The 26,226-nt window shown below is 72.2% G+C and carries 21 protein-coding genes; 3 read left to right on the top strand and 18 right to left on the bottom strand.

The genetic code is table 11. From position 1 onward, the window contains the following. The 15 genes from ACFZAX_RS28275 to ACFZAX_RS28345 form a co-directional block, all read right to left on the bottom strand. Nucleotides 1-677, bottom strand: a 677-nt coding sequence (locus ACFZAX_RS28275) for an alanine--tRNA ligase-related protein (RefSeq protein WP_390965111.1), incomplete at its 3' end; no start/stop codon positions are given. Further along, nucleotides 677-3,268, bottom strand: coding sequence for an aminopeptidase N (gene pepN, locus ACFZAX_RS28280; RefSeq protein ID WP_390965112.1), 2,592 nt, complete (start codon nt 3,266-3,268; stop codon nt 677-679). The genes pepN and ACFZAX_RS28275, both read right to left, overlap by 1 nt. 7 nt (nt 3,269-3,275) lie before the next feature. Beyond that, nucleotides 3,276-4,610, bottom strand: coding sequence for a hypothetical protein (locus ACFZAX_RS28285; protein ID WP_390965113.1), 1,335 nt, complete (start codon nt 4,608-4,610; stop codon nt 3,276-3,278). Then, the gene (locus ACFZAX_RS28290) at nt 4,607-5,848 is read right to left on the bottom strand and encodes an MFS transporter (RefSeq protein WP_390965114.1); all 1,242 of its coding nucleotides are present in this window, start codon (nt 5,846-5,848) and stop codon (nt 4,607-4,609) included. The genes ACFZAX_RS28285 and ACFZAX_RS28290 overlap by 4 nt, the downstream gene beginning before the upstream one ends. A gap of 22 nt (nt 5,849-5,870) precedes the next feature. Beyond that, nucleotides 5,871-7,499, bottom strand: a complete 1,629-nt coding sequence (locus tag ACFZAX_RS28295; RefSeq protein WP_390965115.1) for an ABC transporter substrate-binding protein — start codon at nt 7,497-7,499, stop codon at nt 5,871-5,873. Between the two features lie 56 nt (nt 7,500-7,555). Continuing rightward, nucleotides 7,556-8,476 (bottom strand): transketolase family protein, encoded by a 921-nt coding sequence (locus ACFZAX_RS28300; protein WP_390965116.1) that lies wholly within the window; start codon nt 8,474-8,476, stop codon nt 7,556-7,558. Further along, nucleotides 8,473-9,279 (bottom strand): thiamine pyrophosphate-dependent enzyme, encoded by an 807-nt coding sequence (locus tag ACFZAX_RS28305; protein ID WP_390965117.1) that lies wholly within the window; start codon nt 9,277-9,279, stop codon nt 8,473-8,475. Before ACFZAX_RS28305 ends, ACFZAX_RS28300 begins: the two co-directional genes overlap by 4 nt. Beyond that, complete coding sequence (locus ACFZAX_RS28310) at nt 9,276-11,129, bottom strand: M20/M25/M40 family metallo-hydrolase (protein ID WP_390965118.1); 1,854 nt, start codon at nt 11,127-11,129, stop codon at nt 9,276-9,278. Before ACFZAX_RS28310 ends, ACFZAX_RS28305 begins: the two co-directional genes overlap by 4 nt. Further along, nucleotides 11,126-12,169, bottom strand: coding sequence for an N-acetyl-gamma-glutamyl-phosphate reductase (argC, locus tag ACFZAX_RS28315; RefSeq protein WP_390965119.1), 1,044 nt, complete (start codon nt 12,167-12,169; stop codon nt 11,126-11,128). Before argC ends, ACFZAX_RS28310 begins: the two co-directional genes overlap by 4 nt. Continuing rightward, nucleotides 12,162-13,481, bottom strand: coding sequence for a DegT/DnrJ/EryC1/StrS family aminotransferase (locus ACFZAX_RS28320; RefSeq protein WP_390965120.1), 1,320 nt, complete (start codon nt 13,479-13,481; stop codon nt 12,162-12,164). Before ACFZAX_RS28320 ends, argC begins: the two co-directional genes overlap by 8 nt. Further along, the gene (locus ACFZAX_RS28325; RefSeq protein ID WP_390965121.1) at nt 13,478-14,116 is read right to left on the bottom strand and encodes a DegT/DnrJ/EryC1/StrS family aminotransferase; all 639 of its coding nucleotides are present in this window, start codon (nt 14,114-14,116) and stop codon (nt 13,478-13,480) included. The genes ACFZAX_RS28320 and ACFZAX_RS28325 overlap by 4 nt, the downstream gene beginning before the upstream one ends. A gap of 37 nt (nt 14,117-14,153) precedes the next feature. After that, on the bottom strand, nt 14,154-15,038 hold the full coding sequence (locus tag ACFZAX_RS28330) for a RimK family alpha-L-glutamate ligase (protein WP_390965122.1): 885 nt from the start codon (nt 15,036-15,038) through the stop codon (nt 14,154-14,156). Next, nucleotides 15,035-15,223 (bottom strand): lysine biosynthesis protein LysW, encoded by a 189-nt coding sequence (locus ACFZAX_RS28335; RefSeq protein WP_390965123.1) that lies wholly within the window; start codon nt 15,221-15,223, stop codon nt 15,035-15,037. Before ACFZAX_RS28335 ends, ACFZAX_RS28330 begins: the two co-directional genes overlap by 4 nt. Before the next feature lie 88 nt (nt 15,224-15,311). Next, the gene (locus ACFZAX_RS28340) at nt 15,312-16,646 is read right to left on the bottom strand and encodes an ATP-grasp domain-containing protein (protein ID WP_390965125.1); all 1,335 of its coding nucleotides are present in this window, start codon (nt 16,644-16,646) and stop codon (nt 15,312-15,314) included. Nucleotides 16,647-16,829: 183 nt separating this feature from the next. Continuing rightward, nucleotides 16,830-18,125: a peptidogalycan biosysnthesis protein gene (locus ACFZAX_RS28345; RefSeq protein ID WP_390965126.1), complete on the bottom strand. Its 1,296-nt coding sequence runs from the start codon at nt 18,123-18,125 to the stop codon at nt 16,830-16,832. 182 nt (nt 18,126-18,307) lie between these two features. Here ACFZAX_RS28345 and ACFZAX_RS28350 point away from each other — a divergent pair, with 182 nt between their 5' ends. The 3 genes from ACFZAX_RS28350 (at nt 18,308) to ACFZAX_RS28360 (ending at nt 21,844) form a co-directional block, all read left to right on the top strand. Then, on the top strand, nt 18,308-18,952 hold the full coding sequence (locus tag ACFZAX_RS28350) for a LysE family transporter (RefSeq protein ID WP_390965127.1): 645 nt from the start codon (nt 18,308-18,310) through the stop codon (nt 18,950-18,952). Between the two features lie 75 nt (nt 18,953-19,027). Beyond that, on the top strand, nt 19,028-20,389 hold the full coding sequence (locus ACFZAX_RS28355) for an MFS transporter (RefSeq protein ID WP_390965128.1): 1,362 nt from the start codon (nt 19,028-19,030) through the stop codon (nt 20,387-20,389). Between the two features lie 357 nt (nt 20,390-20,746). Then, on the top strand, nt 20,747-21,844 hold the full coding sequence (locus ACFZAX_RS28360) for an LLM class flavin-dependent oxidoreductase (protein ID WP_390965129.1): 1,098 nt from the start codon (nt 20,747-20,749) through the stop codon (nt 21,842-21,844). Between the two features lie 13 nt (nt 21,845-21,857). Here ACFZAX_RS28360 and ACFZAX_RS28365 read toward each other — a convergent pair whose 3' ends face one another. From ACFZAX_RS28365 to ACFZAX_RS28375, 3 genes are all read right to left on the bottom strand, one after another. Beyond that, on the bottom strand, nt 21,858-23,216 hold the full coding sequence (locus tag ACFZAX_RS28365; RefSeq protein WP_390965247.1) for a carboxyl transferase domain-containing protein: 1,359 nt from the start codon (nt 23,214-23,216) through the stop codon (nt 21,858-21,860). Nucleotides 23,217-23,244: 28 nt separating this feature from the next. Next, nucleotides 23,245-24,813: an AMP-binding protein gene (locus ACFZAX_RS28370; RefSeq protein ID WP_390965130.1), complete on the bottom strand. Its 1,569-nt coding sequence runs from the start codon at nt 24,811-24,813 to the stop codon at nt 23,245-23,247. 74 nt (nt 24,814-24,887) lie between these two features. Next, nucleotides 24,888-26,108 carry an MFS transporter gene (locus tag ACFZAX_RS28375; RefSeq protein ID WP_390965131.1) on the bottom strand — a complete coding sequence of 407 codons (1,221 nt, stop codon included), beginning with the start codon at nt 26,106-26,108 and terminating at the stop codon, nt 24,888-24,890. Nucleotides 26,109-26,226: the final 118 nt, after the last annotated feature.

Consider the following 26,226-nt stretch of genomic DNA (forward strand, 5'->3'; position numbering starts at 1 on the left):
TTGGACGGCAGGTCCCCCAGGATCGGGAAGTCCTCCTTGCCGTCGCCGGCACCGCGCTCGTACTGCATGAAGACCAGGTTCCAGATCTCCACGTAGCGCTCGTCGTTGACGGCCGGGCCGCCCTCGGCACCGAACTCGGGGCCGCGGTCGTAGTTGATCTCGGAACAGGGGCCGCAGGGGCCGGGGACGCCCATGGACCAGAAGTTGTCCTTCTTGCCGAGGCGCTGGATGCGCTCGGAGGGCACACCGATCACGTCCCGCCAGATCGTCTCGGCCTCGTCGTCGTCGAGGTAGACGGTGATCCAGAGCTTCTCCGCCTCCAGGCCGTAGCCGCCGTCCGCCACGGAACTGGTCAGCAGCTCCCAGGCGTGCTTGATGGCGCCTTCCTTGAAGTAGTCGCCGAAGGAGAAGTTGCCGCACATCTGGAAGAACGTGCCGTGGCGGGTGGTCTTGCCGACCTCTTCGATGTCCGGGGTACGGACGCACTTCTGCACGCTGGTGGCACGGGGAGCCGGGGGCTTGGCCTCACCGAGGAAGTACGGCTTGAAGGGCACCATGCCCGCGTTGACCAGCAGCAGAGTCGGGTCGTCCGCGATGAGCGACGCCGAAGGGACGACGGTGTGGCCGCGCTCCTCGAAGTAGCTCAGCCAGCGACGGCGAATTTCGGCCGACTCCATCAGTGGTCCCCATTCCGGTTGTTGGCAAGGGTGTTCGTGGACATGGTCGCGTCGGTCCGCTGGGCACGGAGGGCCCGGAGCAGGTCCGAACGCCCCTCCGCCAGCACCCGGCGGAGGGCCGCCGGCGTGCCGGGCCGGTCGATCCGGGCCTGTGCGGCGGCCACCGTGGCCTCGCCGATCGAAGCCGCCGGAAACGCCTCGCGGGCGAAGCGCAGCGCCCGGCCGCCCGCCAACTCCTCCCACACGCGGCCGACGACCTCGAAGTAGGCCGTGTCGTAGCCGTCGGGCAAGGAGTGGTGACCCGGTTCGCAGAAGCCTTCGAGAGTGCCCCAGAAGGTGCCCCCCGCCAGTTCTCCGCTCAGTATTCGTCGCCATGCTTCCGCCTTCGCACGAACGGTGGGGATCGCCGCCCGGCACGCCGCGGCGTGCCGTTCCCCGGCGGCCGAGGGATCGCGCAGGCATTCCGCGTCGACGGCCGGCCCGTCCCGCTCCCCTAGGGCCACGAGCCGTCGCAGTACCGTCCACCGCAGCTCGGCGTCGTCCAGACGGTCCCCGTCGAGCAACCGGGAGAGCTCCGCCATGTGTTCGGACGAGCGGGCGGCGTGCACGAAGGCGCGGAGGTGGACGAGGCACAGCTCGGATCCCGGTTCCGACCGGCGCACCAGCGCGAGCGACACACCGGCGAGTTCCGCGAGGCCCCTTGCCCGCCAGGAGGGTGCCACGTACTCCCGTACGGCCTTCAGGGCCCGGTCGTGGAGCGCCTGTGCCAGCGTCGGGTCCGTCACGTGGGGGAGTCCGTCGGCCACCAGGGACACGTACTTCCGGGCGGGCAACTCCCCGTCCCTCGTCATGTCCCAGAGGATCGACCACACCAGCGCCGCCGCCAGGGGGTCGCGGACGGCGGCCACCGGCGGACCACCGTCCTGTCCCGAGCCCCCTTCCAGCACGCCGCGGAGCGAATGGGCGTCGAGGCGCACCTTGGCGTACGTCAGGTCGTCGTCGTTGAGCAGCAGGAGCGCCGGGCGTTCCAGGCCCACCAGAGCGGCCACCTCGGTCCGCTCGCCCCTGACGTCCAGTTCCACCCGGTGGTGGCGCACCAGCCCCTCCGGAGAGTGCCCGTACAGACCGACCGCCACCCGGTGCGAGCGCGTCACCGGGTGCGCCGCGGGGGCTTCCTGCAGGACGGCGCAGGAGGTCAGCACCCCCTGGTCGTCGCAGGTGTACTCCAGACGCAAGGTGTTGACGCCCGCGGTCTCCAGCCACTCCTCCGACCAGGCCCCGAGGTCACGGCCGGAGGTCTCCTCCAGAGCCGAGAGGAGGTCCACGAGGCGGGTGTTCCGCCAGGCGTGCCGTCGTACGTAGCGGCGGACCCCCTCGACGAAATTCGCCCGGCCGACATGGGACACCAGCTGTTTGATCGCGGAAGCGCCCTTCAGGTAGGTGATCCCGTCGAAGTTGACCTCGGTGGCCGCCACGTCGGGGATGTCGGCGGCGATGGGGTGCGTGGAAGGGAGCTGGTCCTGCCGGTACGCCTCCGTCTTGCGCAGAGTCGCGAACGTCGTCCACGCACCGGTCCACTCGGTGGTCTCGCTCTGGGCCAGCACCCCTGCCCAGGTCGCGAACGACTCGTTGAGCCACAGATCGTCCCACCAGGCCATGGTGACGAGGTCGCCGAACCACATGTGGGCCATCTCGTGCAGCAGCGTTTCCGCGCGGCGCTCCCTGAGCGGACCGGCCGGGGCCGGCCCGAAGACGTACTTCTCGTTCACGGTGACACACGCGGCGTTCTCCATGGCGCCCAGGTTGAACTCGGGCGCGAAGACCTGGTCGTACTTCTCGAAGGGGTAGGCCGTCGCGAACAGGTCCTGGAAGAAGCGGAAGCCGTTCCGGGTGATACCGAAGAGCGCGTCGTGGTCGAGGTCGCCGGCGAGCGACGCCCGGCACAGAATCCGGAGGGGAATCTCCACACCGTCCGGTCCCCGGTACCGGTCCGTCACGACGTGGTACGGGCCCGCCACGACGGCGAACGCGTACGTCGGCAGCGGCAAGGAGGCGGGAAAGTTCCACGCCGTGGTCCCGGGCACCGCCACCGGGCCGCTCCGTTCAGGGACCGTGGCGGACGCCACCTCCCACTCCTCCGGAACCACGACGGACAGTTCGAAGACGGCCTTCAGATCGGGCTGGTCGAAGCAGGCGAAGACCCGGTGGGCGTCGGCCGTCGCGAACTGGCTGTAGAGGTAGGTCCGCCCGTCCACCGGATCGACGAACCGGTGGAGTCCCTCGCCGCTGCGGGAGTAACGGCAGTCCGCGACCACCCGCACCTCGTTCTCCTCGCGCAGGACCGGCAGCGCGATCCGGCCCCCGTCGGCCCGGGCGTCGAGCGGCTCACCGTTGAGAACGATGTCCAGCACCTCGGCGTCGGCCAGTTCCAGGAACGTGCCGGCGCCCGGGGACCGGCAGCCGAACCGCACGGTCGTGACGGAACGGAAGGTCTCGGCGCCGCCGGTCAGGTCGAGTTCGACCCGGTAGGAGTCCACCCGCAACAGCCCGGCACGGTGCCGTGCTTCCTCCAGGGTCAGGTTGCCCGCCACGGGACGATCAGTCCTCTCCGTAGTGGAAGACGCCGGCCGTCCGGGTGTTCTTGTAGGCCGTCACGCCGATCACCGGGCTTTCGAAGGCCGGAACGGCCCGTGCGTAGGCGCCCGCGTAACCGCGCGGCGTGTAGAACAGCCCCCAGGCCGCCTGCCAGGGCTCCTCGGCCCCGGTCGCCGGGTCGACGACCCGCTCGGAGCGCGGGACGACGCGCCGCTGGACGACACACCCGTCCGCCACGCCGTCCTTCAGGGCCTTCCACCAGGTGTCGTCGTCGACGGACCAGCCGGCGACGACACCGATCCCGCCGTAGTAGCCGTTGGGCTTGAGGATCAGTTCGCTCCGATGGTCCCGCGCGTAGCCGACGAGTTCGTCGTCCAGGTCGGCGGCGCTCCTGAGCGTGCGCGTCCAGGGCAGGACCCGGTCCATCACCTCCAGTTCGTCGGTGGAGAACTTCGAGCGGTGGCGGGAGTCGGACAGCAGGCCGAGCGCTCCCTTGTTCGCGAACAGATTGCTCTCCAGGGGAGTGAAGAGCACCGTGCCGCCTTCGCGGTGGGCCCGGAGCACGGGCTCGACGAGGGCGAAGCCCTGTTCGTCGGCGATGATCTCCTCGACGGTGAAGCAGCGCAGTACGACGTCGATCGCCGTATCGCCCAGGTGCAGTTTGCCGCCGCGCTCCACGACGTCGCCGATCTCCGCCACGTGGAAGTCGAGGCCGAAGCCGCGCATCACGTCCCGGAACGTGTTCCAGTGGCTCGCGTAGTTCGCCAGCCCGCCCGGTCCCTCCAGCAGCGCCACGACCGGTTCCGTCGAAATGGCGGCGCCCGCTTCCCGCAGCGTCTCCGCGACCTCGCGCCCGGTGTGCGTGTAGCCGAGGCCGTGCTCCTGCGCGAAGCCGGCGAAGCCGGCGTGCTCCAGCAGCGCGCGGGGTATCTCGCCGGCGCGGTCCGCTCCGCCGACCTCGCTCGCGATTCCCATTTCCAGGAGCTTGAACGAGGTCCCGTCGTGGTACATGTCGGCCCGCCCGTAGCACGGCGGCTTGACGCCGCCGAGGGACCGGATCAGTCGCGAGCGGCCGGGGTCGATTCCGAGCGCGTCGACGTACGCGTCCAGATCACCGTCGAAGAGCCGCTTCGGAAGTGACGTGATGACCTCGAAGAGGCACTGCACGTCGTCGCTGAAGCGCAGGATCTCCCGGTGGCCGACGAACAGGGGGCGGGCGAGGTAGGAGCCGGTCCAGTTGCGCAGCGACGGGTGCCGGTCGATTTTCCCGGTGAGGTCGCGCAGATCCTCCCGCTGGTTGAACGCGATGGACGGGTCGGGGGTGGACGTGGTGTTCACGCTGTCTCCAGGGTCTTGGTCTCGGCGGGGGTGGCTTGGGCGCGACGCGCGACCGGCCCGGTGAGGCGCAGGGTCGCGAAGGCGGTGAGGATTCCGATCACGGCACAGGCGGTCCACAGCGTCGAGGGACCGACGGTGCTGAAGAGCCAGGTCGCCGTGGCGGGGGCGATGAGCCGTGCGAGCTGCCAGACCCAGGCGAGGGCTCCCTGGTAGCGGCCGCGGGCTTCCTCGGGGGCGAGGTCGGTCACGATCGCACCGGCCACCACGCCGTTGACCACCTCGCCGACCGACCAGACGACGACGGTGAGCATGTACTGCCACGGCCGGTGGGCGAGGCCCGTCATGGCGACGCCCACCCCGATGAGCGCCCAGGACGCGGCCAGCACCTTCATACGGGGCAGATGGGCGAGCCGGCCGTAGATCAGCGGCTGGCACGCGATGACGATCACCGCGTTGGCGACGCCGACGAGGCCGTACACGGCGGGGGAGAGGCCGTCGTCGCGGATCGACATGGGGATGGCGAACTCGGTCATCGTGTAGATCGTGATCCCGAGAGCGCTCAGACCCATGTGGGTGAGCATGAGGCGGTCGCGCAGGACGACGCCGTAACCGGCTCCGCCCTTCTCCTTGACGACCGCCGGGCGGGGCAGGTCCTTCGGGATGCCGCGCACCACGATGACCGCGTAGGCCAGGCAGGTCAGGCCGTCCAGCAGGAACAGGAGCCAGAAGCCCCGGCCCGCCAGGTAGCCGGCGGCGGCGCTCGCCACCGCGGTGCCGATGTTGAAGCCCCAGTGCAGCAGACTGAACGCCTTGCCCCGCTGCTCGGTGTGGACGACATCTCCGACCAACGCCGAGGCGGCGGGCCGGTAGATGCTCGACATCAGTCCCAGCAGTGCCGCCGCGACCGCCAGCGTGGCCGGCCCGGGGGCCGCGTACAGGCAGCCCAGTCCGGCCGGAGTGGCGACCAGACCGATGAGGACGGCCTGACGGCGGCCGATACGGTCCGCCAGCAGCCCGCCGAGTACCGGGCCGAACATGCCCCCGGCGCCGAGGGCCACCACGATGGTGCCGGTCTGCTCCGTGGAGATACCGCGTGAGCCGAGGAAGAACACCAGGAACGGAACGACCATCGTGCCGATCCTGTTGGCGATCATGCCGACGAAGAGGATCCAGAAGGGGCGCGGCAGCCCGCCGAAGTTCTTCTCCATGGCGGTGCGCAGGGAAGCAGAAGTGGACATCGGGAATCCGCCTCCTCTCCGGTCAGGCCGCGACATGGGCGCGGGTCAGGTTGGGCACGAAGTACTGCGCGCTGAGGAACAGGCCCTGTGCTGCGGGTCCGTACAGGGTGAACTGCCGCTTGTAGTAGACCGGGACGACGGGGGCGTGCTCCGTCATGAGCCGCTCGTCGAGGGCGGCATAGCCCTCGGCGGCGGCCTCCCGGTCGGGCATTCTGCTGAGCCTCTCGATCTCCCGGGTCACCTCGGGGTCGTCGAAGTAGGAGAGGTTCATGTTGCCGTTGGGCGTGAGCCGGTCGCCGCGGAAGAGCACGTCGAAGACACCGGAGGCGTCCGGGAAGTCGGGGCCCCACACGCCGTAGATGAGATCGCAGTCGTTGTCCCGGTCGCCCATCAGGCTGTAGAAGGACGCCTTGTCGACGGGTCGCAGCTCGATCGTGAAGCCCGCGCTCTCCAGAGCCCGCCGCACGGCCGGCGCCACCGGAGCGTTCGGTGCCGTGTCAGGGTAGGCGAACACCAGGGGACGCAGTTTCTTGCCGGCCAGCAGTTCCCTGGCCTTGCGCGGATCACCGTGCGCTCCCGCCGGGTGGGCGTCGAAGATCCGGTGGCCGGGTGTCATCGGAGCGAGGATGGTGGTGGCCGCTTCGGCCCCCGCCGCACCGCCCGCCAGTTCGACGCACGTCGCGCGGTCGAAGGCGTGGTTGAGAGCCCGGCGCACCTCGACGTCGGTCACCCGGCGGGTGTTGATGTAGACGTACTGGAGGTAGGCGGAGGGGCCGGCGACGACCCGACCGAGGAGTTCCGGGTCCTCCCGGACCGCCGCGACCCGGTCCTCCGAGACGTCGAAGGTCGCCACCGCGCTGCGGTCGCCGCCGGAGGGCTTCAGCAGCCGCTCGGTCTGCCGGTCGCGGTCCACCCCGAATTCCCAGTAGATCTCGTCCGGGTACTGGTGCCGGATCGGGTCGGTCGCGGCGTCCCAGTGAGGGTTGCGCTCCAGCAGGACGTGGTCCCCGGGGACGCGCTCCCGCACCCGGTACGGACCGGTGGACAGCCAGGTCGTCTCGTAGTCGGCTCCGTCGTCCAGATCCCGCGGCACCGGGGTGGTGGTGGTCGTCGTCACGAGGAAGGGGAAGCGCGGGTCGGGCTCCGGCAGGGTGAAGACCAGCGTGCGGGCGTCCGGCGTGGCCAGACCGGGCGGCGGTTCACCGTGCCCCGGCCCCCGGTAGTGGCGGTCGGGATCGAGCGCCTGTTGGACGAACTGCGGTCCGTACACGCCGTCCGGGCCGAAGGCGCGCGCGATCGCGTGGGCGACGTCGTAGGAGTCGATGGGCGTTCCGTCCTCGAACCTCAGCCCGTCCCGCAGGGTGTACGTCCAGGTCGTGCCGCCGTCGGTCGTGCGACCGGTGTCGGTCGCCAGATCTCCGACGAGCATGCGCGGACTGCCGTCGTGGCTCTCCAGATAGCCGGTCAGCGTGCGGTGGAAGAGCCCGGTGGCCACGCCGAGTGTCGTGCCGATGTACATCTGGGCCGGGTCGGTGTGCTCCGGCGGCGCGTCCGCGAGCAGGGTGAGGCGTCCGCCCCGCCTGGCTCCGGGCACGTGCGGGGCGGGGGCCGGCGCGCGGCCCTCGTGGTCGATGACGAGTTGCTGGGACATGGTTCTCCTGTGGATCGGGGGCGGTGCGCCCGCGGGGGCGCACCGCGTGAAAACGGTCAGAGGGCGGCCGGGGCGACGCGTTCCACCGCGGCTCGCACGTCCGACGGGGCGAGGCCGATACGGGCGAGCACCTCGTGGTGGTCGCCGCCCTCGGCGGGCCAGTGCGCGCCGGCGTTGACTCCGTAGACCTCGTGCCGGGGCAGCAGCAGAGCCAGAGCCTCGGCGACGCCGCCTTCCTGGCGGTGCTCCTCGATGACGAGGAACCTGCGGTACCGGGACCCCAACTCCGCCGCGGATACGGTCAGATGCTCGCGGTCCACATAGGTGAGGTGCCCGTGTGCCAGGTCGGCCCGCGACTCGGCCGCGGCGAGCGCCAGACGCGTTCCCTCCTCGCCCACGGATACGAGGCAGAGGTCGTCGGGCCCGCCGTGTCCGACCCAGTTGACCGGTTCGAGAGCGCCGGCGGGCCCCGGCAGGCTCCGGTACGCGGCGTTCCTGCCCGTCCGGATGTAGTGCGGGCGGCCGGACTCGGCGGCAGCCCGCACCACGGTCCGCATGTCCGCCTCCCCGTGGGGCGCCGCGACAGCCACCCCGGGGATGCTCCGCAGCACGGCCAGGTCCTCCAGGCAATGGTGCGTGGTGCCGAACCAGGCACCGGAGACTCCCGCGTACGGAGCCACCACGGTGACACCGGCCCCCAGATATCCGAGGGCCAGCTTCAGGCTCTCCGCGGCGCGCAGAGCGGCGAACGGGGCGAAGGTGGAGACGAACGGACGCAGACCGGCCGACGCCAGACCCGCGGCCATGTCGATCATCGCGCCTTCGGCGATACCGAGGTTGAAGAAGCGGTCGGGGTGGGCTTCCTTGAAGGGGTGCCCCTTGCCCCCGAGGTCGGCCTCCAGACAGACGATGCGGGGGTCCTCCGCGGCGAGCGCGGTCAACTCCGCCCGGTAGGCGTCACGGCCGGACAGGGTCATCGGATCATTCGCTTCCAGTTGGCGGCGCGCGCGGCGTCGATGGTGACGTAGTGCGAGGCGGCCCGGCCTTCGACGGGGGGCAGACCCTTGCCCTTGACGGTGTTCGCGATCACCGCGAGCGGACGGACCAGACGGGCACGGTCCGCGGCGAAGAGGGCCGCGAGGCCGTCCACGTCGTGGCCGTCCGTCTCGACGACCTCGAAGCCGAAACCGGAAAACCGCTCGGCCAGCCGGTCCATCGGCGAGATGTCGGCGACCATGCCGTCGTTCTGACCGCCGTTGCGGTCCACGACCAGCACGAAGTTGCCGAGGCGCTGGGCCGCGGCGACCTGGCACGTCTCCCAGACCAGCCCTTCCTGGAGTTCGCCGTCACCGGCCACGGCGATTCCCAGCCCGCTCCGCCCGGCCAGCCGCGCCGCCAGCGCCCAGCCCGCCGCGTACGGCACACCGTGGCCGAGACTGCCCGTCGGGAAACGGACGCCGGTCACCTTGGGGCCGGGGTGACCGGTGTACGGTTCGCCGGCGAGGCCGTACAACGGCGCGGGATTCTCCGTCAGCACGCCGCTGACGTGCAGGGCCGCGTAGAGCCCGGCGGCCGCGTGCCCCTTGCTGAGCACGACCTCCGTGCCGTCCCCGCGCGCCGCCCGGTCGAGCGCGGCGACGAGGATGTCGAGGACGGAGAGACTGCCACCGAGGTGACAGCCCCGCGGGCCGGCCGCCATGTCGACCACCAGGCGCCGGGCTTCGAGAGCCCGCCCGGTCAGCTCGGACGGCGGTGCCGCGGCCTCCATGAGGACCGTCATCGCCGACCCCTCTCCACCGGGGCGAACCATCGTCCGACCGCGTCGGCCAGCACGATCCGCGCCGTCCGGTACTCCTGCGCCGTGATGTGCTCCACGTCCGTGTGGTCCAGGGACGCGTCACCTGGGCCGTACGCCACCATGGGGACGTCCTTCCAGGTCGTGGCGAGCGTGTTCATGTCGGACGTGCCCTTCTTGACGACGTGCCGGGGGCGGATGCCCGCCGCGCCGAACGCCCGGGCGAAGACCTTCGCCAGGGCACCGGTGCGCCCGTAGGCCACTCCGGGCGTGGCCCGCAGCACCTCGACCACGACCTCCGGCTCCGAGGAGCGGTCGAGCGCCAGCTTGCGCAGGTGATCAATCTCCACACCGGGCGGTACACGGAAGTTGAGGACTCCGACGGCCTCGTGCCGGTCCCGCGCGGTACGGCACTCGACATCGATGACGGCGCTGAGCGTCTCCGGAGCGGCGCCGAGGACCGCGCCGCGGATCTCCTCCAGCACGCGCCACAGGGCGTCCGGAGCGGAGACCGCGTCCATGCCCGCGGAGTGACCGCTCGGCACGCCGACGGTGACCCGCAGCTTGAACAGGCCGTGGTAGCCGAGGGTCAGGGTGTCCGATCCGCTGGGTTCCCCGATGACCACGGCGTCGGCGGGGTAGTGGTCGCGGACGTGGAAGGCCCCCTTGGAGGAGGAGACCTCCTCCTCGACAGCGCCCACCACGCGCATCTGCCCGTCCTCGGGGACGTCGGCCTCCGCCAGCACTTCGAGGAAGTTCGCGAGGCTGCCCTTGGCGTCCACGCTGCCGCGGCCCCACAGTTCGTCCCCGCGCCATTCGACGGGCCACCCGTGCGGCACCGTGTCCAGATGTCCGAGGAGCATCAGCCGCCGGTGCCCGGTGCCGCGCGTGGCCACCAGGTTGCCGGCCTCGTCGACCGTCGCCTCGATGCCGCGCTCCGCACACCACTGGCGCAGATACTCCGCCAGTTCGTGTTCGTCGCCGGAGACCGACGGGACGCCGACGGCGCGGCCGAGCAACCGCAGGTCGGGCGCGGGCTCCCGGGTTCGCCAGAAGCGTGTCCAGCCGGACGGGTCGGCCATCGTGTGCGGGCCGGTGATGGCGACGTCGCCGACGCCGTCCAGGGCGAGTTCTGCCGCCCTGACCTTCTGCCGCATCCTGCCGCCCGCGTACCGTCCCGCCTCGCCCGGATGGGCGTGCCGGAGGGTCGATGCGGGATCCGCCGGATCGGTGAGCAGGCCGGCCGTACCGGTGACGAGCCGAAGGTGGTCGGCGCCCAGCGCGTTGGCGAGCGCCGCGGCCAGGACGTCGGCGTCGACGTTGAGCGGCGAACCACCCTCCCGGTCGCTCACCGGCGGAGAGAGGCAGACCACGTCGTAGGCGTCGAGCAGGGCGTTGAGCCGTTCCGTGTCGACCGCGTCGGGAACACCGGCACGGTGGTCGCGGACCACGACGGCGCGGCCGAGATCGGTCACCGTCTTCAGCGGCCGGTTGACCCGCCCGGTCACCAGAGCCCCACGGGCGGCGACGGACGTGAAGACACTGATGCCCAGGGCTTCCAGCTTCTCGGCCACCGCCGGAAGCGTCACACGCTCGTAGGCGTCGACCAGGTGGGCCATCTCCGCGGGCGGACAGTAGCGCACCGCGTCGCCGTTCGGCAGACGCAGTTGAGGCACGGGCCGGCCGAGCGAGCGGTAGTACCGTTCGATGCCCACGGCACCACCGGCGACCAGCAGCACCCGGGCGCCCCGTGCCACGAGGGCCGCGAGCTCCTCGTGGATGGCGCCGCGGTCCAGCGTGGCGCTGCCCACCTTGACCACGTAGAGAGGCTTCACGGCGACACCGCCGTTCGCGGCAGGCCCAGGGCCTCGTCGAATCCGCTGAGCAGGTTCATCGCCTGGATGGCCTGACCCGCCGCCCCCTTGATGAGGTTGTCCAGGGCCGCCACGGTGACGCACTCGCCGTCCTTGACCGAGACCGCCACCTCGGCGACGTTCGATCCCACGACGGCCTTGAGCATGGGGAAGTCCTGCGGGGCCTTGGGGGCCGGACGCACGCGCACGAACGGCTTGCCCACGTACGCCTTGGCGTACGCGCGCTTGACGTCCAGCGACTCCACACCCTCGCGGAGCCGGGAGTAGGCCGTCACCAGGATGCCGCGCGGTACGTCGAGGCTGTGGGTGGAGAACTGCAGATCCATCGACGCCCCGGTGAACTCCCCGAGCGCCTGGTGGATCTCCGGGGTGTGCCGGTGTCCGTGCAGCTTGTGGACCCGGAAGTTCCCCGCCCGCTCGGCCGGCGGCTCGCTGCCTCCGCGGCCACCTCCCGTCGAACCCGTCTTGGCGTCCACGATGACCCGGTCGCTCGCCAGATTCCCGGCGAACAGCGGGTACAGCCCGTAGAGCGTGGCGACAGCCATGCACCCGGGCAGGCTGACGAATCTGCCCTCGGGCAGACTGCCGGACAGCTCCGGAACGAAGTAGCTGAACTCCTCGGACGGCGGATGCTGAGCGGTCTTCGGATAGTGGCGCTCCACCTCCTTCGGGTCCCGCAGCCGGAAGTCGCCCGCCAGGTTCAGTACGCGCCCGGCGCGGTCGGCGACGAGCGGGAGCCGCTGCGGCAGTGCGCCCGTCGGCAGGCAACTGAACGCGACGTCCACGTCACGCAGCTCTGCCAGCGGCCGGAACTTCAGCTTCGCGACGGCGGGATGATTGCGCAGCCACGGGTGGACGACTCCCACCGGTACACCGGCGCTGCGTTCGGCGGAGAGGAAGGCCAGTTCGACGCCGGGGTGTTCCAGCAACAGCCGGATCACCTCGCCCCCGGTGTAACCGCTCGCGCCGATCACCGCGACCCTGAGCGTGTGATCAGCCAAGGCGGGCCGCCTTCTCCTGCGGACGGCGGTAGTCGCCCTCCGAGACGAGCTTGCGGATGGCGTCGGGGCGCCGGGCGACCTTGTGGAACGCGTCGGCGTAGCGCAGCGCCCGCTCGTACTCCACCGGCGAGCGCAGCTCGCGGCAGAGCACCAAGGTGCTCTCCAGCATGCCCAGGGTCACCGGGAAGTCCTCGGGACGGTGGTCGCGCACGGCTTCCGGATTGAGCGTGAAGGGGTATCCGTTGCCGAAGCCGGCCCGGTGCCGGAAAGGCAGGTGGCACGGGATCGGAGTGTTCTGCCACTCGCGTGCGGGGACCCCTTCGGCGACGAGCAGTTCGTGCACCGCTTCCTTGACCGCCCAGACGGGGAGATCCTCCAGACCGATCTCCTGCGGACGCAGCGAGACGCGGTACATGTTGTACGCGTGCACGTGCCCGTCGGGGACGTGGGGCGGGGCGAAGAGGCCCGTGCCCTCCAGCGATTCCGCGATGAGCGCCGCGTTGCGGGCGCGCACCTCGTCGTAGTAGGGGAGGCGTTCGAGCTGGCTGCTGCCGAAGGCCGCCGAGACCCAGGACATCCCGTAGTCGATGCCGTGATGCCGCAGGTAGTCGGAGGCGCGTTCGTAGGATTCGGCCTCCTTGAAGAACGCGATGCCCCCTTCGCCGCCGAGTGGGAAGTTCTTGTCGGCCATGAGGCTCTGGCCGGCGGCGTCACCGAACGAGCCGGCGATCCGCCCGTCGACCGAGGCGGAGTGCGCGTGCGAGGCGTCCTCCACGAACGCGATGCCGTGCCTGTCCGCGAGCGCGCGGAGCCGGGGGACGTCGGCCGGCAGTCCGTGGACGTGCACCGGCATGATCGCCCTGGTGCGGGGCGTGATCGCGGCGGCCGCGGCCTGCGGGTCCATGCAGTAGGTGAGGGGGTCGATGTCCACGAACACGGGGATCGCGTGCGCGGCGACGACCGCTTGGGCGGTGGCGATGAAGGTGAAGGCGGGAACGATGACCTCGTCGCCGGGCTCCACCCCGGCGCCGACCAGCGCGAGATGCAGGCTGGAGGTGCCGCTGGCGGTGGGCAGGGCGTACGAGGCTCCGACGTAGCGCCGGTACTCCTCGGCGAAGTCGGCGACCACGCGCCGCGGGTCGGAGCGCTGGGAGAGCATCAGGTTGAAGACGTCCTCCTTGGTGATCACCGGGAAGACGGACCTGCGCAGGTCCTTCGGGATCATCGGCCCGCCGCCGAAGGCGGCGAGTTCGGCGTCGGTCTCCGCGGCATCGGGCAGAGGGAGGGGGCGGGACGGAAAGTCGGTGATCACTGGGCAGCTCCGGTGACGGGGGCGGGCCGGGTCGCCTGGCTGAGGGCCATCCGGACGCATGCGGCGACGAGAGGACTGAGGCGGTAGTTGAACTGGACGCCGGGCACGAGCTCGGTCGCGTCCTCCTGCTGCGTCCACATGGTGCGCAGGTCGTACGCGCCGAAGATCTTCAGCCGTTCGGCACGGGCCCAGATCCGTTCGTCGTCGGTGAGGACGGCCGCGGCGGGGCCGAATCCGAGGCCGGTCAGATCCACGACGAGCGCCGGGGCCGTGGCGGCGCGGGTCAGGTCCCGTATCCGGGAGGCGTTGCCCGGGTCGAGAGCGACGGTCTCATAGGCGGGAGCGCCGCCGGCAGCGGCGTCCGCGACCGTGATGCCCAGATAGCCGAGGAACGACCGGTCCTTGGCGTCGAGGCCGGGCCGGGCGACCTCATCCCCGTGCCCGATTCCCTGCCCCGCCAGGGCGGCGTGCAGGGCGCCACTGCGGCTGTTGACCAGGACCGCATGGGTACGGCCGGACTGCTTGGTCAACAGCCTTTCCAGACCGGGTAGTTCCCGGTCGCTCTTCTCGATGCTCATGACCACGCCGGTGGTCATCACGCGGGCCAGCACGGTGGCCGTGTCGAATGGTTCCATGACTCCTCGTCGGTTGTTGTCCCCGCCGTTCGGGCGGTCAGGAGGTCGGTCGGGCGGCCCGGTGGCGAAGGTCCGCGGCGACGTGTGCGGCGAGCAGTCCGGCGACGTCCACACCGTGCTGCGCGGAGGAGCGGGCGAACTCAGGGTTCGCGTTCACCTCCAGCACGAGCAGCCGGCCGGTCGTCCGGTCCTCCACCAGGTCGATTCCGTAGAAGCCCTCGCCGAGTGCGTCCACCACCTGGGCGCAACGCAGTCGCATCTCGTCGCCGATCTCCACACGCCGAACTGCCGCACCCAGGTGAGTGTTGGTGCGCCAGTCGTCCGAGACGCGCTGGATCGCCACGACCGGAGTGCGGCCGACGACGACGACCCGCAGGTCGTGCCCCGGCTTGTCGATGTACTCCTGGACCAGGACGGGGAAGAGTTTCCCCGCGGCGTCGGCGGACTCGCGTCCGCCGATCCACGCCGCCACCGAACCCTCGTCGCAGAGCCGAGTCACACCGCGCCCCCAGGACCCGCTGACGGGCTTGAGGACGGCGGGGTAACCGAGTTCGGCCACGGCTGCCCGCACCTGCTCGTAGTCGAAGGCGTGCAGCGAGACGGGGTGAGGGACGGAGTGCCTGGCGAAGAGCAGGGCCTGCAGGCCCTTGTCGTTACAGATCTCGATGGTTTCCGCGCTGTTCAGGGTGGGAACGCCCGCGAGCTGGAGCCGTCGGGCCACACCCATGGCCTCCCGGTGGGACAGGTTGCGGATCAGGGCCAGGCCCGGCGGGGCAGTACGCCCCGCCAGCACCTGAGCCATGTCTCCCAGCAAGGCCGTACGCACCGGCACGTCCGCCGCACGCAGCGCCTTCAGCAGCGCCTTCTCGTCGGGCCGCAGCATGGTGACGGACAGCAGGACGCCCGCTTCGGGAGAAGTCACTCGCCCCAGTCCTCCTCGACCTCGGGGGCCAGCTCGACGCGGACCGTGGCGTCCGTCTTCTCGACGAGTTCGTGTTCCTGGCCGCAGGCGCCGCACTCGACGATCTCGCCGCGCTCCCAGTCGGGGTCGATCACGAATTCGGTGTCGCACACCAGGCACTGCGGCGAGGCGATGGCGGTAGTCATGTCTTTTCCTCTCGGTTCCATCGGTTCTTCTTCGTGCCGTCCGGCTTCTGCGGGCGGCTCGTTCGGTGATGCGTACGAGGTCGTCCGGTCAGACCGGGCCGACCTCGAACCCCACCAGCGCGACGGCCCGCTTGGTGACGAGGTCGATGTCCTCGTCCAGGGGCGCGTCGACGATCACGGACGCCGACCGGTGGCCGGAGTCGAGCTGTGGGCCCAGGACGTCGCCGGGGAGCCGGCCGACGAGGACGCCGCGCGCACCCGCCTCGGCATCGGCGGCCACGGGGGAGTGGAAGGGCCAGGCGTCGTCCCTGCTGGGCCAGGAGACGGGAAGGCTCTCGGCGGTCACGTCGTTCAGACGGCCGTGGGGGTGGTCCACGAACTGCTGACGAGCCCTGCGGCGAGGTGCCGGATACGCAGCCGGGAGGCCGAGAGCCAGATCGATCATGACCGTCTCGACGGGTTCCCCGGTGGCCAGTTCCCACAGAAAGGTGATGGCGTCGCCCGGCAGCCGGACGGCGACCTCCATGAGCACGACGTCGCCGTCCGGCGTCAGCCGGTACTCGGCGTGGGTGATCGCGTCCCGCACCCCCACCCTGGCCAGCACATCGACGTTGGCCCCGATCAGAGCCCGCTCCTCGCCCTCGTCGATGACGGCCGGGCTCGTGTGGCCCAACTCGGTGAAATAGGGGCCCTCGTGTTCGTTGGTCTGCTTGCCCGTGACGCCGGACCAGATCACCGTCCCGTGCTGTACCAGGGCCTCGACGGAGAACTCCCGTCCGGTCACACGGCTTTCCACGAGAGAGATCTCGTCCGCTCCGAACTGCGCCAACGCGTCCGTGAGTTGCGCTTGGTCGGAGACCTGGCGCACTCCGGAACTGTAGAAACGCCCGGCGGGCTTGACCACGGAGGGGAAGGCGTCGGCCGGCAGGGTGAAGGAGGCGCGCTCGGCGACCGGTACGACCTGCCAGCGCGGAGCGTGGGCGGGTGCCGCGGTGCGCTGGAGCAGCTTGTTGCGGCAGATCACGGACGCGGCGGAACCGGCGCCCGGCAGACCGAGGCAGTCGGCGAGCACGCCTGCGGGCTCGACGAACACCTCGCCGACGGAGATGATGCCGCGCACCCGGTACCTGCTCAGCAGGGGTTGTACCCCGGGCACCACCGAGACGATGCGCGCGTCGGGCACCTGGACGACCTCGACCAGAGCGCTCAGGGGATGGTCGGCGTCCGCCCGGACCGCGTCCAAGCGGGTCATGTCCGTGTCGTCGGACACGACGGCGATCGGCGCCAGACCTCGCCGGGCGGCCTCCTCGATCAGGCGGCCTTGGCGGGCGAGCACCACGAGGTCCCCCATGAAGAGGAACGCATCGGGCGGAGCCGGTTCCTCGGCGGGTACGTCGGCGGGCGCGAGGGTCATCATGTGCATGGCGGGCAACACCTTTCTCTGGGGGAGGAGCCGCCGTCGGTGGCGGCGGGAGACGGGTCGAGAGCGGCACCGGAGCGCCGGCCACGCGACTTCGCGTGCGCGGATCGGACACAGTCCTCGTCCGGGTGCCGGGGCAGCCGGGCCCGGCCTGATGCAGGACGGCGGGTACGCGCCGTACGCGTCTCAGCGGAACGGCGCGAACAGATCGGTTTCCAGCGCCTTGGCCACGGCGGGCGACAGTGAGGCCAGCTCCGCGGTCCTTCGCGCGTTGTGCGCGCGGATCTCCGCGTCGTGCCCCTCCAGCACGCTGTCCTCGCTCAGGTCGAGGAGCCACAGGGGCCGCAGCCGGGCACCACGCAGCGCCTTGGCGTCGGGAGACTCGATGCCCGGATGGATCCACCGCAGACCGGCGTCGATCGCGATGCGCACCGAGGCGTAGTACACGAGGTTGAAGTACTCGGCCGCGCCGCGCACGAGCCGTTCGTAGTCGAACCCGACGGCCCGCACGACGAGCGTGTCGCCGTGCACGTAGAACAGGGAGAACCCCACCGGTCGCTCACCGGGGCGTCCGGCGAACAGGACCTCCGCCTCGGTGCCCATGGCCGCGCTCTGCAGTCGGAAGGACTCGGTGAGCACCCCCAGGTCGTAGGGGTGTCCGTACCGCTTCTGGGTGTCGGCGAGCAGGCCCGCCGCTTCGGCGTAGCACTCCGACAGAGGGGCCCTGGTGATCGTGTATCCCGCTGCCGCGAACGCCTTCACCTCCTGCTTCACGGAGTCCCTGCGACCCTTCGACGGGAGGGAACGCAGCCAGTCCGCCCAGTCGCCGTCCGGCACGGACACCCACGCGTCGGTGGTGAGCAGGACGGGAGCCGTACGCACGCCGGCCGAGCGGAGGGCGAGCACGTCGCCGGTGGTCAGGAAGGCGCCCACCGCGGGAGCCGGCCCCGCGGGCAGACTGGGCAGGGACAGCTCGCCCAAAGTCGCGGCCGTGGCGCGGATGCCGTCCAGAAGTCCGGGGGCCGCAGCCTCGGGGCGGACGCCTGCACGGAGCAGCAGATGTGTCTGATAACCCCGGCGCTGGCCCACCAGCAGCCCGGCGGAGGCCGGTGCGGGGAGTCCCCGGGCGGTGAGCTGGGTGTGCCACTGGTAGAAGGAATTGGGTTCGTCGGCGATCGCCGTCACCGGCACGGCACCGTCCTCGGTATGCACCGCGCCCGTCAGCGTGCTCCCCCCGATGTCGGTGGCGCAGAACCGCAACCACGCCTTCGAGGAGTACAGACGACCGGCCGCGAGCGCGTCCCACTCCGCCTCCGGGGCCCCGCCGATGATGTCCGCGAACGCGGTGGAGGCGGTCGTGGTCGCGTGACGTCGCTCTCGCGGGAACCTTTCCTCGCGGAGAAGCTCCGGGAACGGAGAATTCGGCGACTGCGCGTCGCGCCACTCGTCTGCGTCGGTGGCGGCGAACAACTTGGGGATCAAAGGGGCACGACCTCACGATCAGGGATCTCTGGGTCGGTACTCCGCTGCGCCCGGCCCTACCGACGTCCCCAAGGTGTCGCAGGCGGCTCCCCACGCCGTACCGATCGGATACCGGTCGTCGGTACCGGCCCGGGCGCCCCCACCCGAGTGACGGGGAGGCTGTCCCGATAGGCTGGCGGTCCATGGCAATGACTGCTTCGCTGTGGACCTTCGCCCTCGTCGTAGGGCTCCTCACTCTCACTCCGGGCCTCGACACCGCCCTGATCCTGCGCACCTCGGCGCTCGGCCGGCGCAGACGGGCCTGGGGCGTCGTGCTCGGCATACAGACCGGCACCCTGCTCTGGGGCGCCCTCACCTCCCTGGGCGTGACCGCGCTCCTCACCGCCTCCCACCTGGCGTACGAGGTGCTCCGCTGGGCGGGAGCCGCCTACCTGGTGTGGATGGGCGTACGGATGCTCCGCGACACCTTCGGGGGCCACTCGCCCCAGGCCTCCGACGCGCCTGGGAGCCCGCTGTCCGCCGGGGCGGACTCGATGGGCGGCGGCTGGCGGCAGGGAGCCCTGACCAATCTCCTCAACCCCAAGATGGGCGCGTTCTACGTCGCCGTCCTGCCCCAGTTCATCCCGCCCGGCGCCGACCACTTCACCGCCGGACTCCTGCTGACGAGCGTGCACCTCCTGCTCGGGCTGGTCTGGTCGGCCGTGCTGATCGGCTGTGCGCGGCTCCTCGACGGCTGGCTCCGCAAGCCCGCCGCCCGCCGGCTGCTCGACCGGATCACCGGCACGGTCGTGGCCGGGTTCGGCCTCCGTCTGGCGTTCGGCGAGTGACCGGGCCCCGGCCTGCTGTTCCCGCCCCCCAGGGGCGCGTACCGGCGGGCCGGGGGAGGGCCGCTACCATCCGGCGTGACCCAAAAGAGCAAACCGGATGTACACCGCACACGCATATTCGCCGACCTGACCCCGCTGCGCACGTCCCCCGACTACCGGCGGCTGTGGTTCGGCAACACCGTGTCCTGGATCGGGCAGGGAATGACCTCGCTCGCGGTGTCGCTCCAGGTGTACGACCTCACCGGGTCCGCCTTCTCCGTGGGGCTCATCGGCTTCTGCTCGCTCGTGCCGCTGGTGGTCTTCGGCCTGTACGGCGGCGCCGTCGCCGACACCATGGACCGGCGCAAGCTCGGGCTCGGCAGCTCCACAGGATCGTTCCTGCTCTCGGTGGCCCTGCTCGTCTCCGCCGTCGCGGGGGTGGAGCAGGTCGGGCTGCTGTACGCGATCGTCGCCCTCCAGGCCGTCTGCTTCGCGCTGAACTCCCCGGCCCGCAGCTCGATGATCCCGCGGCTGCTGCCGCCCGAACAACTGCCCGCGGCCAACGCCCTCTCCTCCCTCACCAGCACGACCGGCACCCTGGTCGGCCCCATGCTGGGCGGCGTGATCGTCGGCTGGTGGGGCTACCGCGCCGCGTACACCGTGGACGCCGTCACCTTCACCGCCTCCCTGTACGCCATGTGGCGCCTGCCCTCGATGCTCCCGGACCGGGGCGCCAAGGTCCTGCCCGACACGACCGCGCCCGACACGACCGCGCCCGGCGAGGCAGCACCCGGCGAGACCGGTGGCGCATCCGTGACCGGGCCCGGCAGGGCGCAGCCGCGCGAGCGGGCCTCCGTGCTGGAGGGACTGCGGTTCCTCGGTACCCGCCCCAACCTGCGGATGACCTTCTTCAGCGACCTCTGCGCGATGGTGCTCGCCAGCCCCAAGGCGCTCTTCCCGGTCGTCGCCATCGTCTGGTACCACGGCGACGCGCGCACCACCGGACTCCTCGTCGCGGCCCCCGCGTTCGGCGCCCTTCTCGGCGGCGTCTGCTCGGGCTGGCTCGGCCGGGTCAGACGGCACGGACTCGCGGTCGTCTGCGCCGTCGCCTGCTGGGGTGCGGCGATCGCCGCCTTCGGCCTCACCCGCCAGCTCTGGCTCGGCATCGTGTTCCTCGCCCTGGCGGGCTGCGCGGACACCTTCTCGATGGTCTTCCGCGGCACCATGCTCCAGGCCGCAGTGCCGGACCGGATGCGCGGGCGCCTCCAGGGCGTCTTCATCGTCGTGGTCGCCGGAGGCCCCCGCCTCGGCGACTTCCTGGCCGGCTCCGTCTCCGACCTGGCCTCCCCGGGCGTCGCCGTCACGGGCGGCGGCCTCGCGTGCGTGGTCGCGGTGCTGCTGCTGGCGCTGAAGTGGCGCGGTTTCCTCCGCTACGACGCCAGGAACCCGCAGCCCTGACGGACCCGCAGCCCTGACGGACCCGCAGCCCTGACGGACCCGCAGCACCCGGCTCCGGCCCGCCCGGGATGCGGGTACGGCCTGTCCGCGATGCGGGACGCGCTTGTCGGACGGACGGCGCGCGGATCACCATGCCTCCATGGCCCCTTGCCCGGTTTCGCGACGCCCCGTGGTTCCGCCGCGCGTCCCGGCCGGGCACTGTCGGGCCGAGCGCCGTTGTCGTACGTGCCGCTGACGCGTCGTACGTACCGGTGAGCGTCACACGCACCACTGACGCGACGTGCGCGGCGCTCGCCGCGCGCCTGCCGGGCAACCGGCCGTCGCTCCCGCTCCCACCGCTGCCGATCGGGGTCCGCCATGTCCGAGAGCTCCCTCCTGCTGCACTGGTTCCTGCCCACCGGCGGTGACGGCCGCGACCCCGGCGGGGTCACCGCCGTGCAGGGCCGGACCGGCTCCGCCACCCGCCGCCGTGCCGACGTCGGCTACCTCGCGCAGGTCGCCCGCGCCGCCGAGACCGCCGGGTTCCACTCGCTGCTGACGCCGGTCGGGCTCGGCTGTGTCGACCCGTGGGTCCTCAGCGCCGCGCTCACCCAGCACACCGAGCGGATCGGCTTCCTCGTCGCCTTCCGCGCGGGGTTCACCAGCCCGACGCTCCTCGCCCAGCAGGCCGACGCCTTCCGCCGGTTCGCCGGGGGACGGCTCTCCCTCAACGTGGTCACCGGCGGTGATCCCGCCGAACAGCTCGCCTACGGCGACGCGTTGCCGCACGACCAGCGGTACGCCAGGACCGACGAGGTGATGTCGGTGCTGCGGGACCTCCTCGACGGGAAGGAGGTCGACCACCACGGCGAACACCTGCGGATCGAGGGCGCCAAGCTCACCGACCCGGCCGTCCAGCACCGGGTTCCCCTGTACTTCGGCGGGGCGTCCCCCGCCGCGGAGGCGGTCGCCGCCCGCCGGGCCGACGTCCAGCTGCTCTGGGGCGAACCGCCCGCGGCCATCGCCGGGCGCATCGCGAGGCTGCGCGCGGTGGCCCCGGCGCTGCGGTACGGGATCCGGCTGCACGTCATCAGCCGCGACACCTCCGCCGAGGCCTGGTCGGAGGCCGACCGGATTCTCGCGGGCATCGACCCGGAGGCGGTCCGGGCGAGCCAGCAGCGGTTCGCCCGCATGGACTCCGTGGGCCAGGCCCGGATGACCGCCCTGCACGGCGGCAGCGCCGACGCCGCGAAGCTGGAGATCTCCCCGAATCTCTGGGCCGGCATCGGCCTGGTGCGCGAGGGGGCCGGTACCGCCCTGGTCGGCTCGCACGACGAGGTGGCGGCCCGGCTGGACGAGTACCGGCGCCTCGGCGTGGACGAGTTCGTGCTCTCCGGCTACCCCCACCTGGAGGAGGCGTTCCGGGTCGGCGAGGAGGTCGCCCCCCGGCTCCGCGCCCTCGCGGCGGCCTCCTGAGCCGGGGCGGCGCCTACCGTGCCTCCGGCTCCTCGCCCACGATGCCCTGGGCGATCCCCAGGGCCACCAGGTCCTGGGGCCGCAGGCCGAGCTGGTCGGCCGTCTCGTCGGCCCGGGACGGCGGGCGCTTGAGGATCGCCGCCGCCGGCTCCGGTGCGATGACGGAGAAGTAGCTGTCGGCCGTGACATGGGTGCGGCCGGGAGCGGCCAGGGCGAGCGCGCCGCCCGAACCGCCCTCGCCGATCACCAGCGTGGTCACCGGTACCCGCGCCTCAGCGATCGCGGCGAAGGCGTCGGCGATCGCCGCGCCCGCCCCGGCCCGTTCGGCCGCCGCGTCGTTGGCGGCGCCCGGGGTGTCGATCAGGGTGAGTACGGGAATGCCGAGCCGGTCCGCCAGCCGCACGGTCCGGGCCGCCGTCCGATACCCGGCCGGCCGGGTGGCGGTGCCGCACTGGGCGACGTACGCCACCGGCCGGTCCCCGTGGAGCCCGAACCCGCAGAGCGTCCCCGGGTCCGTGCCGCCCGCCCGGTCGCCGCGCAGGACGAGCCGGTACGCGAAGTACGCGTCCAAGTACGCCTCGGCGCGCGGCCGTTCAGGCGCACGGGCCCGGGCCACCGCCTCCCGGCCGGTCGCGGGGAGCCGGGTGCGGGAAAGCGCGTGCGGCACCGGAGCGGGCCGGACGCCGGACGCCCGCGCACCCGTCTCCGCGCCGCCCCTCAATACCCCCAGCCACCGCCCCAGCGTCCCCGCCAACTCCGCCTGATCCACCACCGCGTCGGCCTGCCCCGCCGCCAACTGCCCCTCGGCGGTGTACGCGTACGGGTCCGCGTCCGGCGGGCGCACCCGCGAACCGGCGAACCCGACCTGCGCCCCCGGCAGCGCCAGCACCACGTCGGCGCCCGCGCCCACGGTGGCCCAGCCGCCGCCGGTCGTCGGGTCCCGCAGGACCGCGAGCTGCGGCAGCCCGGCCGCCCGCAGCTCCGCCGAGGCACGGGCCACCCGCTGGAGCTGGGTGAGCGCGACCATGCCCTCCTGCATCCGGCTGCCGCCCGTGGCGACCAGGGAGACCAGCGGCAGCCGGAGTTCCCGGGCGAGGGAGTACGCGGCCGTCAGCCGGTCCCCGGTCCGGTGCCCCAACGAGCCTCCCAGGAAGCCGAATTCGAAGGCGAGCAGCACGCAGGGCCGCCCGTCGACCAGGGCTGTGCCGTGCACCACCGACTCCGTCTCGCCGGTCCGCTCCGCGGCCTCGGACCGCGCCGCCCCGTAACCGCTCCAGCCGAGCGGCCCGTCCGGTGCCTGCGCGGCGCCCGGGTGGTGCCCGTCGCCGGGGGCCGGCCGCTCGTCGAAGGTGTCCGCGACGACGGCGATCATCGCGCGTGCGGTCCGGCGCGCCGACCGCTCAGCCACCGTGGCCCGGTCCGCTCGGGGGATCGGTCGTCAACGCCCGCTTCATGATCTTGCCCAGGTCGTTGCGCGGCAGGGCGTCGAGGTGGCGGACGGCGCGGGGGCGCTTGTGCGGGGCGAGGAGTTTCGCCACATGGTCCGCCAACTCGGCCTCGCCGGGCGGTGATCCGGGGTCGGCCGGGACCACCCAGGCGACGATCCGCTCGCCGAGGTCCGGGTCCGGTTCGCCGGTGACCGCGGCCTCCCGCACCCCGGGGTGGTCGAGCAGGGCATTCTCGATCTCGCCCGCCCCGATCTTGTGACCACCGCTCTTGATCAGGTCGGTGGCCTTGCGCCCGACGATGCGGACGTACCCGTCGGGGTCCGCCGTGGCCATGTCGCCGGTACGGAACCAGCCGTCCTCGGTGAACGCCGCAGCCGTGGCGTCCGGCCGGTTCAGGTACCCGCTGAAGAGGTTCGGGCCGCGTACCTGGATCTCGCCGATCGCCTCCGGGCCGTCCGCCGGGGAACCGTCCTCCTCCACCAGGCGGAGCTCCACCCCGGCGAGCGGCGGGCCGACCGTGCCGGGCCGGGGGACGCCGTCCGCGCGGATGCCGGTGTTCATCAGCGTCTCCGTCATGCCGTACCGCTCGATCACCCGCCGCCCGGTCGCCGCGTGGATGCGCTCGTGGTCGTGGACCGGCAGCGCGGCCGACCCCGAGACCAGCAGCCGGGCACCCGCCAGCGCCCCGGCCAGTGCGGCCCCGGCGGTCTCCCCGGCGGTGCTTTTTCCGGTCCCGAGCGCCTCGGCCAGGCGGTGGTACATGGTCGGCACGCCGAACAACATGGTTGCCCCGGAGCCGAGTTCACGGGCCACGCCCTCGGCGGAGAACCTGCCCAGATGGCGTACCGAACCGCCCCGGCGCAGCGGCCCGAGCACCCCGAGCACGAGCCCGTGCACATGGAAGAGCGGCAGCGCGTGGACGAGGACGTCGTCGCCGGTCCAGCCCCAGGCGTCCTCCAGCGCGTCCAGCGAGGCGGCGACCGCCCGGCGGGGCAGCAGCGCCCCCTTGGGCGGCCCGGTGGTGCCGGAGGTATAGACGACCAGCGCGGCTGTCCCGGGACCGGGCCCGACGGGTACGGGCCCCGCGGCGGCGACAGGAGCGGCAGCGGTCGGCACGCCGTCCCCGCGCACGAGGACGTCGATCCGGGGCAGCGCGGCGAGCACCGGCGGCAGTACGTCCTCCGGCCCGGCGAGCACGGCGGCCGGCGCGCTGTCGCCGACGATGTGCGCGAGTTCGCGCTCACCGGTCTTCGGGTTGAGGGGGACGGCGGGCACGCCCGCGAGGAGCGCGGCCACCACGGCGACGACGGTCTCCGCGGACGGCGTCGCCCAGACCGCGACCCGCCCGCCCGCCCCGGTGATCCGGGGCCCGAGCGAGCCCGCGAGCGCGGACAACCGGGCGTACGAGAGGGAGAGCTCGCCGAACCGGACCGCCTCCCGGTCGTCCGTGCCGGCCGTCGGACGCTGGAGCGCGGGAAGAAGGGGCTCGGGCGGAAGGGGCGCGGGGAGAAGTTGCGTCACGCCCGCCAGCGTAAGGGCTCGCGGGGAGACAGCGCCGTGGTTCCCCGCAAGCCCCTCGGCGCCCGGCCGCCGGCTCAGCCCGAGTCCCGCTGGATGTTCCGCATCCGCCCGTACGCGTACACGCAGCCCGCCAGCGCGAGGTCGGAGAGCAGCATGAAGCCGATCGAGTACGAGCCCTTGGCGCTGTAGATTGCCCCCATCACCAGCGGCGGCACGAACCCGCCGAGGCCGCCCATCGCGCCGACGATGCCGGTCACGCTGCCCACCTTCGGCTGCGGGGTCACCTGCGAGACCAGGGCGAAGACGCTGCCGCTCGCGGTGCCGAGCCCGGCGGCCATGGCGAGCAGCGCGATGGTGCCGACCGGGTTCAGCGTCGGATCGAAGGCCTGGACGATCGCCATCAGCGCGGCCAGCAGCAGCGCCGCCGCGGTGACCAGCGCCGGGTGCAGGTGGTCCGACAGGTAGCCGCCGACCGGCCGGAAGACCACGGTCACCAGCGCGAAGCCGGCCGCCTTGGTGCCCGCGTCGGTCGGAGACATCTCGTACCAGGTCTTGAGGTAGGTCGGCAGGTACACCCCGAACGCCACGATGCCGCCGAAGCCGATCGCGTACAGCGCCGACAGCTCCCAGGTCACCCGCAGCTTGCCCGCCCCGGTGAGCCGGTGGACCAGGGTGCCGGCCGGCACGGGCCGGTCGGGGCGGTCGGTGATCAGTACGGCGGCCAGCAGCGCGTACACCACGAGCGCGCCCGCGACCACCAGGAACGGCAGGTCGTCGCCGTGCTTGGCGATGCGCGGGGTGAAGTACCCGGACAGCGCCACCCCGCCCATGCCCATGCCGAAGACGCCGAGCGCGAGCCCCCGGTCGGAGGGCGGGAACCACGAGTTGACCAGGGGGATGCCGATGGCGAACGTGGTGCCGCCCAGCCCCAGCAGGAAGCCCACCGCGAGCATCGCCCCGTACGAGTCCCTCGCGGGGATCAGGAGCAGTACGGGCACGACGGTCAGCGCCGACACCGCGGGGAACATCAGCTTCGCGCCGTACTTGTCGGTCAGCGCGCCCACCGGGATGCGGCCGAGCGAGCCGACGATGACCGGCACGGCGACCAGGAAGGACTGCTGGAACGAGCTGAGCCCGAGCCGGTCCTTGAACTCGCCCGAGAGCGGCGAGACCAGGTTCCACGCCCAGAAGGTCAGCGCGAAGCCGATCGTCGCCACGACGAGGTTGCGGTACGCGGCGGCGGAAGGCCTGGCCGCCGCCGGTGCGGCGGGCTGTTCGGGGGCTGCTGTCTCCACGGGCCCAGTCAAGTCCTGCCGCGCCCAGGGAGCCCGTCGGAATGCTCCGGCCGGGGGATACGGGCGGCGTGTCGCCGCTCACCCCCGGGGTGCGCCCGTGCTCCCGCAGTCGCCTCCG

Source organism: Streptomyces sp. NPDC008125 (assembly GCF_042957125.1).
Taxonomy (GTDB): domain Bacteria; phylum Actinomycetota; class Actinomycetes; order Streptomycetales; family Streptomycetaceae; genus Streptomyces.

Coding starts and splice junctions, on each gene's coding strand:
- ACFZAX_RS28290 (WP_390965114.1), bottom strand. CDS start 5,848: ATGTCCACTTCTGCTTCCCTGCGCACCGCCATGGAGAAGAACTTCGGC.
- ACFZAX_RS28295 (WP_390965115.1), bottom strand. CDS start 7,499: ATGTCCCAGCAACTCGTCATCGACCACGAGGGCCGCGCGCCGGCCCCC.
- ACFZAX_RS28300 (WP_390965116.1), bottom strand. CDS start 8,476: ATGACCCTGTCCGGCCGTGACGCCTACCGGGCGGAGTTGACCGCGCTC.
- ACFZAX_RS28305 (WP_390965117.1), bottom strand. CDS start 9,279: ATGACGGTCCTCATGGAGGCCGCGGCACCGCCGTCCGAGCTGACCGGG.
- ACFZAX_RS28325 (WP_390965121.1), bottom strand. CDS start 14,116: ATGGAACCATTCGACACGGCCACCGTGCTGGCCCGCGTGATGACCACC.
- ACFZAX_RS28335 (WP_390965123.1), bottom strand. CDS start 15,223: ATGACTACCGCCATCGCCTCGCCGCAGTGCCTGGTGTGCGACACCGAA.
- ACFZAX_RS28340 (WP_390965125.1), bottom strand. CDS start 16,646: ATGCACATGATGACCCTCGCGCCCGCCGACGTACCCGCCGAGGAACCG.
- ACFZAX_RS28350 (WP_390965127.1), top strand. CDS start 18,308: ATGGCAATGACTGCTTCGCTGTGGACCTTCGCCCTCGTCGTAGGGCTC.
- ACFZAX_RS28360 (WP_390965129.1), top strand. CDS start 20,747: ATGTCCGAGAGCTCCCTCCTGCTGCACTGGTTCCTGCCCACCGGCGGT.
- ACFZAX_RS28365 (WP_390965247.1), bottom strand. CDS start 23,216: ATGATCGCCGTCGTCGCGGACACCTTCGACGAGCGGCCGGCCCCCGGC.